This window comes from Micromonospora sp. NPDC050784 (assembly GCF_044456765.1).
Lineage (GTDB): Bacteria > Actinomycetota > Actinomycetes > Mycobacteriales > Micromonosporaceae > Micromonospora > Micromonospora foliorum.
Genome location: NZ_JBITGG010000001.1, coordinates 346,163 through 361,710, shown reverse-complemented (window position 1 = coordinate 361,710; position 15,548 = coordinate 346,163). Strand labels below are relative to the sequence as shown.

Below are 15,548 nucleotides of genomic sequence, written 5' to 3'. Positions count from 1 at the left end.
AAACACTCGTCCCGCCCCCGCCGCCCCGGGCGAGGATGGTTCGGGTTGACTGGGGGGATGGACCTCCCGACCGTCGACCTGCCTGCCCTGCCCGTGTTGCTGGCCGCGCCCGCACCCGGCTGGGTGGAGACCACCGACGTGATCGTGGTGGGTTCCGGCGTGGCCGGGTTGACCGCGGCGCTGCACCTGCGGGAGGCGGGTCTGCACGTCACGGTGGTAACCAAGGTCAACATTGATGACGGCTCGACCCGGTGGGCGCAGGGCGGCATCGCCGCCGTGCTCGACCCGGCCGACACACCGGCGGCCCATGCCCGGGACACCGAGGTCGCCGGGGTGGGGCTGTGCGACCCGGCGGCGGTCCGGGTGCTGGTCGAGGAGGGCCCGACCCGGCTCCGTGAGCTGATGCGAATCGGCGCCGAGTTCGATCGTCACCCGGACGGTTCGCTGATGCTGACCCGAGAGGGTGGGCACCGGGCGGACCGGATCGTGCACGCCGGCGGGGACGCCACCGGCGCGGAGGTGCAGCGGGCCCTGCACGCCGCGGTGCAACGCGACCCGTGGATCCGGCTGGTCGAGCACGCCCTCGTCCTGGACCTGCTGCGCGCGCCCGGCGACGGCCCGGATGGGCTCGGCCCGGCCTGCGGGATCACCCTGCACGTGTTGGGTGAGGGCAGCGAGGACGGCGTCGGCGCGCTGCTGGCCCGTGCGGTGGTGCTCGCCACCGGCGGGATGGGGCAGATCTTCTCGGCCACCACCAACCCGGCCGTCTCCACCGGGGACGGGGTGGCGCTGGCGTTGCGGGCCGGCGCGGCGGTGACCGACGTGGAGTTCGTCCAGTTCCACCCGACTGCCCTGATCACCCCGCCCGGCGCGGGGGTGCCCGGTGCCGGGCACGCGCAACAGCCGCTGGTCTCCGAGGCGCTGCGCGGCGAGGGCGCGTACCTGGTGGACTCCGACGGCAAGCGGTTCATGGTGGGCCAGCACGAGTTGGCCGAGCTGGCACCCCGGGACGTGGTGGCCAAGGGCATCCACCGGGTGCTGCTGGCCACCGGCGCGGACCACGTCTTCCTCGACGCACGGCACCTGGGCGGCGACTTCCTGGCCGGTCGGTTCCCCACCATCGTGGCGTCCTGCCTGGCGATCGGCGTGGACCCGGCGACCGACCTGATCCCGGTGGCGCCGGCGGCCCACTACGCCTCCGGCGGGGTCCGGACCGACCTGCGCGGCCGGACCTCCATCCCCGGCCTGTACGCCTGCGGTGAGGTGGCCTGCACGGGCGTGCACGGCGCGAACCGCCTGGCCAGCAACTCACTGCTGGAGGGTCTGGTCTTCTCCCGGCGGATCGCCGAGGACATCGCGGCCGGCCTGCCCGAGCAGGCTCAGCCGGCGGACACCGGCGCCTGGCGCGGGGGTACCGGCTGGGTGCTGCCCGCAGAGGTGACGCCGACCCTGCAACGGGCGATGACCCGGGGGGCCGGCGTGCTCCGATCCGCGGCGACGCTGGCCGGGACGGCCGGGACGTTGACCGAGTTGGGCGTTGCCCGGGGCCGGCCACGAACCGCCGACTGGGAGGCGACGAACCTGCTCACGGTGGCGTCGACGCTTGTCGCCGCCGCGTACGCCCGTGGCGAGACCCGGGGTTGCCACTGGCGGGAGGACTTCCCGACGGCCGACGAACGGTGGCTGGGCCATCTGGTCGGGGCGGTCGGGGCGCAGGGCCGGGTGACGCAACAGTGGGAGGGAAACTCGTGATGGAGTCGACGGAGACGGCGTTGCGGGCGGCCGGGCTGGATCCGGCGTTGGTGCGGCAGGTGATCGAGGGCGCGCTGGTCGAGGATCTGGGCCCGGATTTCCTGGACGTCACAAGCGTGGCCACCATTCCGGCGGAGCAGACCGACACCGCCGACCTGGTGGCCCGCGCGGACGGGGTGGTGGCCGGGATGGCCGTGGCCGCCGCCGTGTTCGAGCTGGTGGGCGAGGTGACGGGCTTCGGTCGTACCGTCGAGGTGTCGGTGTTGGCCCGCGACGGCGAGCGGGTGGCCCGCGGCGACGTGCTGGCGACGGTCACCGGCCCGACCCGGCTGCTGCTGACGGCCGAGCGGACGGCGCTCAACCTGCTCTGCCGGATGTCCGGGGTGGCCACCCACACCCGGGCCTGGGCGGACGCGCTGGCCGGCACGAAGGCGATGGTGCTGGACACTCGCAAGACGACGCCGGGCCTGCGGGCGCTGGAGAAGTACGCGGTGCGGGCCGGCGGCGGCACCAACAAGCGGATGGGCCTCTACGACGTGGCCATGATCAAGGACAACCACAAGCTGGCGGCCGGAGGCATCACGGCGGCCTACCGGCGGGTCCGGGAGGCGTTCCCGGAGGTGCCGGTGCAGGTCGAGGTGACCACTGTCGACGAGGCGGTGGAGGCGGTGGAGGCCGGGGCCGACTTCCTGCTCTGCGACAACATGACGCCGGAGCTGCTGGCCGAGGCGGTGGCCGCGGTGGGTGACCGGGCGGAGCTGGAGGCAACCGGCGGGCTGACCCTGGAGGTGGCCGGCCGGTACGCGGCCACCGGCGTGGACTTCCTCTCGGTGGGCGCGTTGACCCACTCGTCGCCGATCCTGGACATCGCGCTGGACCTGCGCACCGAGTAGTTGTCTAGGCTGCGTGCGTGCTGCTCTGCATCGACATCGGAAACACCAACACCGTGCTGGCGACCTTCGACGGCGACAAGCTGGTGCACTCCTGGCGGATCAAGACCGATGCCCGTTCGACGGCGGACGAGCTGGGCCTGATGTTCCGGGGTCTGCTCGCCGGGGACAACGTCGAGATCACCGGTGTGGCCGCCTGCTCCACGGTGCCGGCCGCGCTGCGGTCGCTGCGCACCATGCTCAAGCGTTACTACGCCGACCTGCCGAGCGTGGTGGTCGAGCCGGGAGTGCGGACCGGCGTGCAGTTGGCGATCGACAACCCGAAGGAGGTCGGCGCCGACCGGGTGGTGAACACCCTGGCCGCGTACACCCTCTACGGCGGCCCGTCGATCGTGGTGGACTTCGGCACCACCACGAACTTCGACGTGATCAGCGAGCGCGGTGAGTTCCTCGGTGGCGCGTTCGCCCCGGGCATCGAGATCTCCTTCGACGCGCTGGCCGCCCGGGCCGCGCAGCTGCGCAAGGTCGAGGCCACCAAGCCCCGCTCGGTGATCGGCAAGAACACCGTGGAGTGCCTCCAGGCCGGCCTGTACTTCGGCTTCGCCGGGCAGGTGGACCGGATCGTCGAGCGGATGACCGAGGAGTTGGGCGAGGTGCGGGCGGTGATCGCCACCGGCGGCCTGGCCTCCCTGGTGATCAACGAGTGTCGCAGCATCACCCACCACGAGCCGATGATCACGCTGATCGGCCTGCGGATGGTCTACGAACGCAACCTGTGACCCCGGCCGCCGTCGGGGCCGGCCTCCGTGCGGGCGTCAGCGCCGCCGGGCGCGCAGTACAACCGTCCGGTACGGCAGCTCGACGGTGTCCCGGCCAGCCAGGGCGGGGTGGGTGTTCAGGAGTTCGCTCAGCTCCCGCTCGACCCGCCGCTGGTCCTCCGTGGTGGCGGTGAGCCAGTACGAGCGGGTGCGGACCACGCCGAGCAGCTCGTCCGGGGTGAGCGTGGTGCGGTGCGTGAACTCGCGCCGCTCGACGGTGTCGAACGCGGGGCCGAAGTCGGGGTGCTCGCCGATGAGTTGGAGGGTCGACTTGTCCCCGAAGTGGGCGATGCGACCCAGCTCGGCCACCCAGTCGACGCTGTCGTCCCGGATGTTCCAGATTGGGGCGAAGGCGCCACCGGGACGGAGCACCCGGGCGATCTCGGCGTGCGCGGGCTCCCGGTCGAACCAGTGGTACGCCGTCCCGACCAGCACCGCGTCCGCCGCCGAGTCGGGCAGCGGCATGGCCTCGGCGCTGCCCGCCAGGGCCGTCGTGCCCTGGGTGCTGGCGGCGAGTTGCGCCCGCATCCCCGGATCGGGCTCCACCGGTACGACCTCGTGGCCCAGGGCCAGCACGGCACGGGTCAGGATGCCGGTGCCCGCCGCGAGATCGACCACCCGGGCCTCGCTCAGCCCGTCGAGCGCCCAGCGGACCGCAGCCTCGGGATAACGTGGTCGAAAGCGGTCGTAATCACTCGCGGCGACACCGAACGACAGGGCGTGAGTGTGATCGACCATGACGGGCAGGTTATCCCGTAACGGCCTCCGGACCGCTTGAGTACGCTCGGGCCTGACCCCCTGTATCTCCGTGACGAGGAAGCGTGCCGTGAGCGAGCAGAACCCCGTGCCAGTGGACCCCGCCGACGACCTTCCCGAGCAGATGAAGGTCCGCCGGGAGAAGCGGGACCGGATGCTCGCCGAGGGCGTCGAGCCCTACCCGGTCGGTTTCCCCCGTACCACCACCCTCGCGCAGATCCGGGCGGGCTACGCCGACCTGCCGACCGACACCGCGACCGGCGACCAGGTCGCGGTCACCGGCCGGGTGATCTTCGTACGCAACACGGGCAAGCTCTGCTTCGCGACCCTGCGGGACGGCGACGGCACCGAGTTGCAGGCGATGCTGTCCCTGGACCGGGTCGGGCCGGAGCGGCTGGAGGCGTGGAAGCGCCTCGTCGACCTCGGTGACCACGTCGGCGTCACCGGTGAGGTGATCACCAGCCGCCGGGGCGAGCTGTCGGTGCTGGCCCAGCATTGGGAGATGACCGCCAAGGCGCTGCGACCGTTGCCGGTGGCCCACAAGCCCCTCTCCGAGGAGGCGCGCGTCCGGCAGCGTTACGTGGACCTGATTGTCCGGCCGCAGGCACGGGAGATGGTGCGTACCCGGGCCGCAGCGGTACGCAGTCTGCGCGATTCACTGCACGGGCAGGGCTTCATCGAGGTGGAAACGCCGATGTTGCAACTGCTGCATGGGGGCGCGGCGGCCCGACCGTTCGTGACCCACAGCAATGCGTTGAACACCGATCTGTATCTGCGAATCGCTCCGGAACTGTTTCTCAAGCGCGCTGTGGTCGGCGGTGTCGACCGCGTCTTCGAGATCAACCGCAACTTCCGTAATGAGGGTGTCGACTCTTCGCACTCGCCGGAGTTCGCGATGCTGGAGACGTACCAGGCGTACGGCGACTACGACACGATGGCCGAGTTGACCCGCAATCTCGTGCAACAGGCGGCGATCGCGGTGAGCGGCTCGACGGTGGTGACCCACGCCGACGGTCGAGAGTTCGACCTGGGCGGCGAGTGGCGGTCCGTGACGTTGTTCGGCGTGCTTTCCGAAGCACTGGGCGAGGAGGTCACCGTTCGCACCGAACGCTCCCGCCTCGTGGAGTACGCGGACAAGGTGGGATTGGCCGTGGACCCAAAGTGGGGCCCGGGCAAGCTGGCCGAGGAGTTGTTCGAGGAACTGGTCGTTCCTGGCCTGGAGGCGCCCACCTTCGTACGGGACTACCCGGAGGAGACGAGCCCGCTCACCCGGGCCCACCGCAGCGAGCCGGGGCTGGCCGAGAAGTGGGACCTCTACGTGCTCGGCTTCGAGTTGGGCACCGCGTACTCCGAGCTGGTCGACCCGGTCGTGCAGCGGGAACGGCTGGTGGCCCAGGCGCAGTTGGCCGCCCGTGGCGACGACGAGGCGATGCGTCTCGACGAGGACTTCCTTCGGGCGATGGAGTATGGAATGCCGCCGGCCGGCGGTATGGGAATGGGAATCGACCGGCTGTTGATGGCCCTGACCGGGCTCGGAATTCGGGAAACGATCCTCTTCCCGTTGGTCCGCCCGGAGTAGTCCTCCTCCGGCTCACGCCGAGCCGTAACCGGATCCTATTGACGCGACGAGCGGCGCACGGGTTATTGTGCTCTCGTTAGCAGGAGCACCCTGCTCGAAAGGAATGTGGGACGTGGCCAAGCAGATCATTCACAAGCTGGTCGATGACCTGGACGGCGGGGACGCGGACGAGACCGTCAAGTTCGCCCTCGACGGCGTTCAGTACGAGATCGACCTGTCGAGCGCCAACGCCGCGAAATTGCGCGATGCATTTGCGTCGTACGTCGGTGCCGGTACCAAGGTCGGCCGGGGTGGTGTCGTGATCGGTGGGCGGGCTGCCCGCGGTCGCGGTGGCGCGACCGCCGATCGGGAGCAGAACAAGGCGATCCGGGAGTGGGCCAAGAAGGCCGGCAAGGACATCTCGGACCGGGGTCGTATCCCGCAGGAGATCGTGGACGAGTTCCACGCGAAGCGCTGATCCGTCAGCAGTTTGGTGGCCAGCCGCCACCGCAGGCGACACCGACGCCGGGCCGGAGGAGTTCTCCGGGCCGGCGTCGCCGTATCCGGGCGGCTTCGCCATGCCCGGTTTAAGGCGGCATCGCCGCTTCGGTGCGGCATCGCCGGGTTGGTCGGGGCGGCCCCGCCGGGTCGTTCGGGGCGGCCCCGCCGGGCCCGTTCGGGGGCCGGGAAGCATTCCGGGCCGACCGACGTTGTCCACAACCAGTGGAGCAACTATCCACAGCCTGTGGACAACCTCTCCCAGGGCTGGGCGCGGCGCTCGTCGCGACCCCCGGTCCGCCCTCCCGGAGCCTCCCGGAGCCTCCCGGAACGCCTCCGGACCCCGGATCGGGCTTCCGTGGAGCCAGTCGGATTTCGCTCTGCGCGTAGCGACAGGGCTACCGGAACACCTCCTGAGCGCGGACGGTTGTTCAAAACGACGTGGAACCGACCCAGACCAGAGACACACGACCTCAGCTGAGTCGGTCAGCGACGATAGAGTAAGGAGGCACGGACGCCCGTCCCGGACGTTCGTGCACCGGCCCCGCCAAGATCTTGACCATCAAGGCGCACGGCACGTGAGGAGCACGAGGGCATGTTCGAGCGGTTCACCGACCGAGCGCGACGGGTTGTCGTCCTGGCCCAAGAAGAGGCCCGGATGCTCAACCACAACTACATCGGTACGGAACACATCCTGCTGGGCCTGATCCACGAAGGTGAAGGCGTCGCGGCAAAGGCCCTGGAGAGCCTCGGCATCTCCCTGGAGGGCGTCCGTCAGCAGGTCGAGGAGATCATCGGCCAGGGCCAGCAGGCGCCGAGCGGGCACATTCCGTTCACGCCGCGGGCCAAGAAGGTGCTGGAGCTGTCGCTGCGCGAGGCGCTGCAGCTCGGCCACAACTACATCGGCACGGAGCACATCCTGCTCGGGCTGATCCGTGAGGGCGAGGGCGTCGCCGCCCAGGTGCTGGTCAAGCTCGGCGCCGACCTCAACCGGGTCCGCCAGCAGGTGATCCAGCTGCTCTCCGGCTACCAGGGCAAGGAGCCTGCTGCTGCGGGCGCCGCGCCGGGTGAGGCCGCGCCGTCGACCAGCCTGGTGCTGGACCAGTTTGGCCGCAACCTGACTCAGGCCGCCCGCGAGGGCAAGCTCGACCCGGTCATCGGGCGCGAGAAGGAAATCGAGCGGGTCATGCAGGTGCTCTCCCGCCGTACCAAGAACAACCCGGTCCTGATCGGTGAGCCCGGCGTCGGTAAGACCGCCGTGGTGGAGGGCCTGTCCCAGAAGATCATCAAGGGCGAGGTGCCCGAGACCCTCAAGGACAAGCAGCTCTACACGCTCGACCTGGGCGCGCTCGTCGCCGGTTCCCGCTATCGCGGTGACTTCGAGGAGCGCCTCAAGAAGGTGCTCAAGGAGATCCGCACCCGCGGCGACATCATCCTGTTCATCGACGAGATCCACACCCTGGTGGGTGCGGGTGCCGCCGAGGGCGCGATCGATGCCGCGAGCATCCTCAAGCCGATGCTGGCCCGTGGTGAGCTGCAGACCATCGGTGCCACCACCCTGGATGAATACCGCAAGCACCTGGAGAAGGACGCCGCTCTCGAGCGCCGCTTCCAGCCGATCCAGGTGGGTGAGCCGTCGCTGGCCCACACCATCGAGATCCTCAAGGGCCTGCGTGACCGCTACGAGGCTCACCACCGGGTGAGCATCACCGACGCAGCTCTCGTGGCTGCCGCGACCCTGGCCGACCGGTACATTTCCGACCGCTTCCTCCCGGACAAGGCGATCGACCTGATCGACGAGGCCGGTGCCCGGATGCGGATCCGTCGGATGACCGCGCCGCCAGACCTGCGTGACTTCGACGAGCGCATCGCCCAGGTGCGTCGCGACAAGGAGTCCGCGATCGACGCGCAGGACTTCGAGCGCGCCGCCCAGCTGCGCGACAAGGAGAAGCAGCTCCTGGGCCAAAAGGCTCAGCGGGAGAAGGAGTGGAAGGCCGGTGACCTGGACGTCGTCAGCGAGGTTGACGACGAGCAGATCGCCGAGGTGCTCGGCAACTGGACCGGCATCCCGGTCTACAAGCTGACCGAGGAGGAGACCTCCCGCCTGCTGCGCATGGAGGACGAGCTGCACAAGCGCGTCATCGGCCAGGAGGACGCGGTCAAGGCGGTCTCGAAGGCGATCCGGCGTACCCGGGCCGGCCTGAAGGACCCGAAGCGCCCGTCGGGCTCGTTCATCTTCGCCGGCCCGTCCGGTGTCGGTAAGACCGAGCTGTCCAAGGCGCTCGCCGAGTTCCTCTTCGGCAGCGAGGACGCCCTCATCCAGCTGGACATGTCCGAGTTCCACGACCGTTACACGGTCTCCCGGCTCGTGGGTGCCCCTCCCGGCTACGTCGGCTACGACGAGGGCGGGCAGCTGACCGAGAAGGTGCGGCGTCGGCCGTTCTCGGTGGTCCTCTTCGACGAGATCGAGAAGGCCCACCCGGACGTGTTCAACACGCTCCTGCAGATCCTCGAAGACGGTCGGCTCACCGACGGTCAGGGTCGGATCGTGGACTTCAAGAACACGGTCATCATCCTGACCACCAACCTGGGCACCCGTGACGTCGCCAAGGCGGTGTCGCTGGGCTTCCAGCAGTCGGAGGACTCCGAGTCCAACTACGACCGGATGAAGCAGAAGGTCAACGACGAGCTCAAGCAGCACTTCCGGCCTGAGTTCCTCAACCGGATCGACGACACCATCGTCTTCCACCAGCTGCGCCAGAGCGAGATCCTCTCGATCGTGGACATCATGATCCAGCGGATCGAGGGCCAGCTGCGGAACAAGGACATGGGTCTGGAGTTGACCGACAGCGCCAAGAAGTACCTGTCCGCGAAGGGCTTCGACCCGGTGCTCGGTGCCCGTCCGCTTCGTCGCACGATCCAGCGCGACATCGAGGACAACCTCTCCGAGCGGATCCTGTTCAACGAGCTGACCCCGGGTCAGATCGTCGTGGTCGACTGCGAAGGCGACCCGGACGACATCGACAACTCCAAGCTCGTCTTCCGGGGCTCGGACAAGCCGGTTGAAGTTCCGGACGCCGTCCCGGCCGACCTCGGTGGCACTGCCGCTGGCACCGCCGCCGCAGGCGTGGACGAGTAACACAACCAGCAGTGGGCGGGGCCCCGGTGGCGAAAGCCACCGGGGCCCCGCCTTTTGCGCGACCCCCACAGGCCAAACCCCACCGCACCCGCCTCACGCAGCCCGCCCCCGCAAGATCCGCGGGGCGTGACGGTGGGCAGGGCGGTGAGCTCAGCGGTGTCCTGCCTCGCTCCTGGTGCAGGCCACCGCCCACAAGATCGCGCAACATCCTGGATGTAGTGGCATCCGGCGCGCCCGAGACCACTACATCCAGGATCGAGCGCGATCTTGCGGCGGGCGTGCGGCGCGTGTGGCGTGTGCGGCGTGCGGCGCTTGCGGCGGCTGTGGCCTGTGCGGCGTGCGGCGCGTGTTGCATGCGGCGCGTGGGTCCCGTGCGGAATGCGCTGGGTGGGGCCGACGGTCAGGTGCTGAGGTCGGCGGTTGGGAGGGACGGGCCGTCGCCGACCAGGCGGAAGGAGTCGGTGCCGGCGGGTTCGACCAGCCCGTCCTGCACCAGGCCGGCGAGGGCGCGGGCGCGTTGCAGGTCGTCGGTCCAGACCTGGTCCAGCCGCTGGTGTGGGACCGGCCCGGTGCTGTCCCGGAGCACTCCGAGCAGCAGGCCGCGGACCTGTCGGTCGGTGCCCGCGTACCGCTGGGGTCGGCGGGTTGGCCCCGCGGGCGCCTCCTGGCCGGACGCCCGCCAGGCGCAGACCGACTCGACGGGGCAGGCCGTGCAGCGCGGTGACCGGGCGGTGCAGATCAGCGCGCCCAGTTCCATGAACGCGGCGCTGGCCAGCGCCGCCGCGGCGGGTTCCGTGGGGAGCAGTTCTTCGGTGGCGACCAGGTCGGCCGGTCGGGTGACCGGTCCGGCGTCTGGTTCGCCGGCCACCGCCCGGCACACGACCCGGCGTACGTTGGTGTCGACGACCGGGTGCCGCTGCCCGTACGCGAAGGCTGCCACCGCCCGCGCCGTGTAGGTGCCGACGCCGGGCAGTGCCAGCAGTTGCTCCAGCCGGTCCGGCACCTGGCCGCCGTGCCGGTCGACGATCGCGACGGCGCACTCGCGTAGTCGGACCGCCCGGCGGGGGTAGCCGAGGCGTCCCCACATCCGGATCGCCTCGGCGGGGGTGTCCGCCGCCAACGCGGCCGGCTCCGGCCAGCGGGCCAGCCATGCCTGCCAGGCCGGCACCACCCGGACCACGGGTGTCTGCTGGAGCATGACCTCGCTGACCAGGATGGCCCACGGGGTGACCCCGGGCTCGCGCCATGGCAGGTCACGGGCGTGCTGTTGGAACCACCGGCTGACCAGGGTGGCGAAGTCGGGTTGAGTCATGGCGTCGTCGATGATGTCACGCCCGGCGTTCCCGTTGGGTGGGCGGCTCGGGCGGGGTGCCACGTCGTCGTTCGGCGGACGGGGGAGAATGCGCGGATGAACGAGCTCGCGATCACCGTCATCGGTCGGGACCGGCCGGGCATCGTGGCCGACGTCGCGGAGGTGCTGGCCCGACTGGGCGCGAACCTCACCGACAGCACGATGACGCGGCTGCGGGGGCATTTCGCGATGACCCTCATCTGTACCGGTCCGGCCGCCGCCGAGGTCGAGGCCGCCCTGGCGCCGCTGGCCGCCGAGGGCCAACTGCTGGCGACGGTACGCGCGGTCACCCCGGACGGCGATGTGCCTCCGGCGGGTGAGCCGTACGTGATGGCGGTGCACGGTTCGGACCGGATGGGGATCGTCGCGGCGATGACGCGGGCGCTGGTGGACGCCGGGGGGAATGTCACCGACCTGAGTACCCGGTTGACCGGTGCGCTCTACGTGGTCCTGGCGGAGGTCGAGTTGCCGGCCGGTGTGGCGGACACTCTGATCGACCGGCTGCACCGGACGGCTTCGGAGCTGGGCGTGGAGGTCACCCTCCGGCCGGCGGACCCGGATCTGTTGTGACCGGCGAGGAGCGCGGGCCGGAGGTCGGCCTGGGGGACTGGACACCGGAGTCGCTGGACGTGCCGGGCGAGGTGCGGGCGGTGGTGTCCGCCCCGCACCCGGTGCTGAGTCGGGCGGCGGACGAGGTTGACCCCACGGCCAAGGAGACGGTTCAACTCGCGGCCGACCTGATAGCCACCATGAAGGTCTCGCCGGGCTGCGTCGGGCTGGCCGCGCCGCAGGTCGGGGTGGGCGCTCGGGTCTTCGCCGTCGACGTGACCGGGCACCCGAAGGCGGTGACGGTGCACGGCGTCTTCGTGTTGTGCAACGCGCGGGTGGTCGAGGCGACGCGGTGGAAGCCGGGCCGGGAGGGCTGCATGTCGGTGCCGGACCTGACCGGGGACGTGAAGCGGGCCAGCCGGCTGGTGGTGGAGGGTGATCTGCCGGGCAGCGGCGAGCCGGTCCGGCTGGTGACCGACGGCTTCGAGGCTCGGGCGTTGCAGCACGAGATCGACCACTGCGCGGGGCTACTCTTCCTGGACCGGGTGGCCGGTGCGCACGCGGTCTATCAGCGCAAGGTCTACCTGTGATCGGGTGCCGGACTGTCCCCAGTGGAGGGTGGTGCGGGCGCCTCGGAGTGGTTCCGGCGCGTCGCGCCGCACTGCCGGGTACGGCGCGGCTACGGTGGAGGGCATCATGCGTCTGACGGTCGGCCCCCTGCCACCCGCCGTGTATTGGCGGCGTCGCGCCGTCGTACTCGGAGCGGGGTTTCTGTTCCTGATTGTCCTGCTCTACTCCTGCACCGGTTCGGGTGGTTCCGGCGGTCAGGAGCCGAAGGCGGGAGGTTCGCCGTCGGCGACGTCCGCCGCGACGTCTGGTCCCGGCGGGCCGGTGCTGACACCGCAGACCGGGGGCCCGTCATCGTCGGCGTCCGCTGATTCGGGTGCGACGAATCCGAGCCCGGCGATCACCAGCAACACACCGCCGCTGGGGGCGGCCGCCGGTGCGGAGGACGACGGCACCTGCACCGATGAGGAGATCAGCGTGGTCTCGTCGGCGAGTCCGACCTCGGTGCAGCGGGGCGCGGTGGTCGAGCTGCAACTGAGGATCAAGAACACGTCGGACCGGACGTGCAGTCGCAACGTCGGCGCCGACCTTCAGGAGATCTTCATCAAGTCCGGGGCCGAGAAGGTCTGGTCGTCGGACACCTGCGGCAAGGTCGTGGGCTCGGACGTGCAAAGCTTCACGCCGAACTTCGAGCGCTCCTACCAGGTGCCGTGGAACGGGCGCGACACCAGCCGCTGTGACGGTGCGCTGGCCGCCGGGCCTTTCCCGCCGGTCGGGTCGTACCAGGTGTTCGCTCGGGTCGGCACGAAGCTCAGCGACCCGGTGAAGCTCACCGTCACCGGCTGAGGCGGGTCAGACGTAGCGTTCCAGGATGGATGCCTCGGCGAGCCGGGACAGCCCTTCCCGGACGCCGCGGGCCCGGGCGTCACCGACCCCTTCGACGGCTTGCAGGTCCTCCACGGTTGCGCCGAGCAGACGCTGGAGGCTGCCGAAGTGCAGCACCAGGCGGTCGACCACCGCCACCGGTAGCCGGGGCACCTTGGCCAGCAGTCGGAAGCCGCGCGGACTGACCGCGGCGTCGAGCGCGTCGGACGCGGCCGGGTAGCCGATCGCCTTGGCCACCGACACCAGGTCGATCAGCTCGGTGGCACCGAGCAGGTCCAGCTCGACAAGGGCCTCGTCGAGGGTGCGCGACTTACGGCCGACGGGGAGGTAGTCCCGGATGACCAGGGTGCGGTCGGCGTCCACGCCGGCCATCAGCTCGTCGAGTTGCAGGGCGAGCAGGCGGCCGTCGGTGCCCAGCTCCACCACGTAACCGGCGATCTCGTCGGCGATGCGGCGAACCATCTCCAGTCGCTGCACCACGGCCACCGCGTCCCGCACGGTGACCAGATCCTCGATCTCCAGGGCGGAGAGCGTGCCGGAGACCTCGTCCAGCCGGAGCTTGTAACGCTCCAGGGTGGCGAGCGCCTGGTTGGCACGGGAGAGGATGGCCGCCGAGTCGTCGAGCACGTGCCGTTGGCCGTTGACGTAGAGGCTGATGATCCGCATGGACTGGCTGACCGAAATGACCGGGTAGCCGGTCTGGCGGGCCACCCGCTCGGCGGTGCGGTGTCGGGTGCCGGACTCTTCCGTCGGGATGGACGGGTCGGGCATCAGGTGCACGGCCGCCCGGACGATTCTGGTGCCGTCGCTGGAGAGCACGACAGCGCCGTCCATCTTGCACAGCTCGCGTACCCGGGTCGCGGAGAACTCCACGTCCAGCGGGAAGCCGCCGGTGCACAGGCCCTCGACCACCTTGTCGTAGCCGAGCACGATGAGCGCGCCCGTGCGGCCGCGCAGGATGCGCTCCAGGCCATCGCGCAGGGCGGTGCCCGGGGCCATCAGGGCGAGATTGGCCCGCAGCGGATCTCCGGCGCTCCCGGCGGCTCCCGCGGTCACGCTCACGCTGATCGGGCGGGCGGGCGAGCCCACGGCGCCGGTGCGGGCCTGGGGCGGCGCGCCGGCTGGCTTGGTGGTATCGCGGTCGATCGGCACGGGCACAGTCTACGGACTGCCGTGCGGTGGGTGCTGTCGTGGTTACTGTGATGTGTCACGATGCCGCCCTCTTCAACGTTTCCCGCTTGCGACGTGCTGTCCGGTTTCGCCGCCCTCGTCGGCACGGTGGGTCACTCGGCGGACGCGCGGGCCGCATGGTGCAGGGCCGAACGAACGTCGGTGACCTCGGTCACCCGCATCTGCCCGGGGCCGGCGCCGGTGCTGGCCGGGCCGCAGCCGGGCGGCACCAGGGCCACCTTGAACCCCAGCCGGGCCGCCTCGGCCAGCCGGCGCGGCACCGCCCCGACCCGGCGCACCTCGCCGGTCAGCCCCACCTCACCGATCGCCACCAGGTGCGGCGCGATCGCCAGGTTGAGCCCGCCGGAGGCGACCGCCAGGGCCACCGCCAGGTCGGCGGCCGGCTCGACCACCCGGATCCCGCCGACGGTGGCGGCGAAGACCTCCCGGTCGTGCAGGGTCAGCCGCTCGGTGCGCCGTTGCAGCACCGCGAGCACCATCGCCAGTCGCGCCGAGTCGAGGCCGGAGACGGTGCGTCGGGGAGAGCCCGCCACGGTCGCGCCGATCAGCGCCTGCACCTCGGTGACCAGGGCCCGCCGCCCCTCCATGGCCACGGTCACACAGGTGCCCGGGACCGGCTCCGCGTAGCGGGTCAGGAACAGCCCGGACGGGTCCGCCAGGCTGCTGATGCCGCCCTCGTGCATCTCGAAGCAGCCGACCTCGTCGGCCGCGCCGAACCTGTTCTTCACGCCGCGCACCAGGCGCAGCGACGAGTGCTTGTCGCCCTCGAAGTGCAGCACCACGTCGACCAGGTGCTCCAGCACCCGAGGCCCGGCCACCTGGCCGTCCTTGGTGACGTGCCCGACCAGCACGGTCGCGATGCCCCGCTCCTTGGCGACCGAGACCAGCGCGGCCGTGACCGCGCGGACCTGGGTCACCCCACCGGGCACCCCCTCGGTGCCGCTGGTCGAGATGGTCTGCACCGAGTCGAGCACCAACAGGCCCGGCTTGACCGCGTCGAGGTGACCGAGCACCGAGGCCAGGTCGCTCTCCGCGGCGAGGTAGAGCTGTTCGTGCAGGGTGCCCATCCGCTCGGCGCGCAGGCGCACCTGACTGACCGACTCTTCGCCACTGACCACCAGCGAGGGGCTGCCGGCGCCGAGCGCCCACTGCTGCGCCACATCCAGCAGGAGGGTCGACTTGCCCACGCCGGGCTCACCGGCGAGCAACACCACGGCACCGGGGACCAGGCCGCCGCCGAGCACCCGGTCGAGCTCGCTCACCCCGGTGGGCACGGCGCGGGCCGGGGCGGCGCTGATGGTGGCGATCGGTCGGGCCGGCTCGGACGGCATCCGGGAGCTGACCACTCGACCGGCGACGGTCGGGCCGGTCACCGTGCTCTCGACCACCGCGCCCCACTCGCCGCACTCCGGGCAGCGCCCCACCCACTTGGGCGGCTGGTGCCCGCACGCGTCGCACTGGTAGGCCGGACGCGGGTCGCGGGCGGCGGACCGACCACGGGCGGCACCGGCCGTGCCGCCACGCGGAGGAGTCGATCGGGAGGTGGTCACATCAGGACGCTAGCCCTCGCGTACGACGAAAACACCCCGGCGTG

13 protein-coding genes are annotated in these 15,548 nt (G+C 71.0%); 9 read left to right on the top strand and 4 right to left on the bottom strand.

The annotated features are described in order from the left end of the window. Nucleotides 1-57 precede the first annotated feature (57 nt). From ACIBD9_RS01730 to ACIBD9_RS01720, 3 genes are read left to right on the top strand one after another with little or no spacing between them, the layout of a single operon-like run. Nucleotides 58-1,752, top strand: a complete 1,695-nt coding sequence (locus ACIBD9_RS01730; protein WP_396713595.1) for an L-aspartate oxidase — start codon at nt 58-60, stop codon at nt 1,750-1,752. Next, a complete protein-coding gene (nadC, locus tag ACIBD9_RS01725) occupies nt 1,752-2,645 on the top strand; it encodes a carboxylating nicotinate-nucleotide diphosphorylase (protein WP_396713593.1) in 894 nt (297 codons plus the stop codon). Before ACIBD9_RS01730 ends, nadC begins: the two co-directional genes overlap by 1 nt. Nucleotides 2,646-2,662: 17 nt before the next feature. After that, nucleotides 2,663-3,421 (top strand): type III pantothenate kinase, encoded by a 759-nt coding sequence (locus ACIBD9_RS01720; RefSeq protein ID WP_238660076.1) that lies wholly within the window; start codon nt 2,663-2,665, stop codon nt 3,419-3,421. A 36-nt stretch (nt 3,422-3,457) separates the two neighbouring features. Here the strand turns inward: ACIBD9_RS01720 and ACIBD9_RS01715 are convergent, their stop codons facing one another. Next, on the bottom strand, nt 3,458-4,198 hold the full coding sequence (locus ACIBD9_RS01715) for a class I SAM-dependent methyltransferase (RefSeq protein ID WP_396713590.1): 741 nt from the start codon (nt 4,196-4,198) through the stop codon (nt 3,458-3,460). 88 nt (nt 4,199-4,286) lie between these two features. Here ACIBD9_RS01715 and lysS point away from each other — a divergent pair, with 88 nt between their 5' ends. The 3 genes from lysS (at nt 4,287) to ACIBD9_RS01700 (ending at nt 9,411) form a co-directional block, all read left to right on the top strand. Continuing rightward, nucleotides 4,287-5,795 carry a lysine--tRNA ligase gene (lysS, locus tag ACIBD9_RS01710; RefSeq protein ID WP_396713588.1) on the top strand — a complete coding sequence of 503 codons (1,509 nt, stop codon included), beginning with the start codon at nt 4,287-4,289 and terminating at the stop codon, nt 5,793-5,795. 112 nt (nt 5,796-5,907) lie between these two features. Then, a complete protein-coding gene (locus ACIBD9_RS01705; RefSeq protein ID WP_036392792.1) occupies nt 5,908-6,252 on the top strand; it encodes an Lsr2 family protein in 345 nt (114 codons plus the stop codon). 615 nt (nt 6,253-6,867) lie between these two features. Further along, nucleotides 6,868-9,411, top strand: a complete 2,544-nt coding sequence (locus ACIBD9_RS01700) for an ATP-dependent Clp protease ATP-binding subunit (RefSeq protein WP_396713586.1) — start codon at nt 6,868-6,870, stop codon at nt 9,409-9,411. 400 nt (nt 9,412-9,811) lie between these two features. Here the strand turns inward: ACIBD9_RS01700 and ACIBD9_RS01695 are convergent, their stop codons facing one another. Continuing rightward, the gene (locus ACIBD9_RS01695) at nt 9,812-10,723 is read right to left on the bottom strand and encodes an A/G-specific adenine glycosylase (RefSeq protein WP_396713584.1); all 912 of its coding nucleotides are present in this window, start codon (nt 10,721-10,723) and stop codon (nt 9,812-9,814) included. 96 nt (nt 10,724-10,819) lie between these two features. Here ACIBD9_RS01695 and ACIBD9_RS01690 point away from each other — a divergent pair, with 96 nt between their 5' ends. From ACIBD9_RS01690 to ACIBD9_RS01680, 3 genes are all read left to right on the top strand, one after another. Further along, nucleotides 10,820-11,332, top strand: coding sequence for a glycine cleavage system protein R (locus ACIBD9_RS01690; protein ID WP_396713582.1), 513 nt, complete (start codon nt 10,820-10,822; stop codon nt 11,330-11,332). Continuing rightward, nucleotides 11,329-11,901 carry a peptide deformylase gene (locus ACIBD9_RS01685; protein WP_396713580.1) on the top strand — a complete coding sequence of 191 codons (573 nt, stop codon included), beginning with the start codon at nt 11,329-11,331 and terminating at the stop codon, nt 11,899-11,901. The genes ACIBD9_RS01690 and ACIBD9_RS01685 overlap by 4 nt, the downstream gene beginning before the upstream one ends. A gap of 106 nt (nt 11,902-12,007) precedes the next feature. Then, a complete protein-coding gene (locus tag ACIBD9_RS01680; RefSeq protein ID WP_396713578.1) occupies nt 12,008-12,724 on the top strand; it encodes a hypothetical protein in 717 nt (238 codons plus the stop codon). A 6-nt stretch (nt 12,725-12,730) separates the two neighbouring features. Here ACIBD9_RS01680 and disA read toward each other — a convergent pair whose 3' ends face one another. Further along, nucleotides 12,731-13,915, bottom strand: coding sequence for a DNA integrity scanning diadenylate cyclase DisA (disA, locus tag ACIBD9_RS01675; protein WP_030327921.1), 1,185 nt, complete (start codon nt 13,913-13,915; stop codon nt 12,731-12,733). A 131-nt stretch (nt 13,916-14,046) separates the two neighbouring features. After that, the gene (radA, locus tag ACIBD9_RS01670) at nt 14,047-15,504 is read right to left on the bottom strand and encodes a DNA repair protein RadA (protein WP_396713577.1); all 1,458 of its coding nucleotides are present in this window, start codon (nt 15,502-15,504) and stop codon (nt 14,047-14,049) included. Between the last annotated feature and the right edge of the window lie 44 nt (nt 15,505-15,548).

What these genes read in the sequence shown, in the direction of transcription:
- ACIBD9_RS01680 (WP_396713578.1), top strand. Translation starts at nt 12,008, where the DNA reads ATGCGTCTGACGGTCGGCCCCCTGCCACCCGCCGTGTATTGGCGGCGT.
- ACIBD9_RS01730 (WP_396713595.1), top strand. Translation starts at nt 58, where the DNA reads ATGGACCTCCCGACCGTCGACCTGCCTGCCCTGCCCGTGTTGCTGGCC.
- ACIBD9_RS01690 (WP_396713582.1), top strand. Translation starts at nt 10,820, where the DNA reads ATGAACGAGCTCGCGATCACCGTCATCGGTCGGGACCGGCCGGGCATC.
- nadC (WP_396713593.1), top strand. Translation starts at nt 1,752, where the DNA reads ATGGAGTCGACGGAGACGGCGTTGCGGGCGGCCGGGCTGGATCCGGCG.
- ACIBD9_RS01700 (WP_396713586.1), top strand. Translation starts at nt 6,868, where the DNA reads ATGTTCGAGCGGTTCACCGACCGAGCGCGACGGGTTGTCGTCCTGGCC.
- ACIBD9_RS01715 (WP_396713590.1), bottom strand. Translation starts at nt 4,198, where the DNA reads ATGGTCGATCACACTCACGCCCTGTCGTTCGGTGTCGCCGCGAGTGAT.
- ACIBD9_RS01695 (WP_396713584.1), bottom strand. Translation starts at nt 10,723, where the DNA reads ATGACTCAACCCGACTTCGCCACCCTGGTCAGCCGGTGGTTCCAACAG.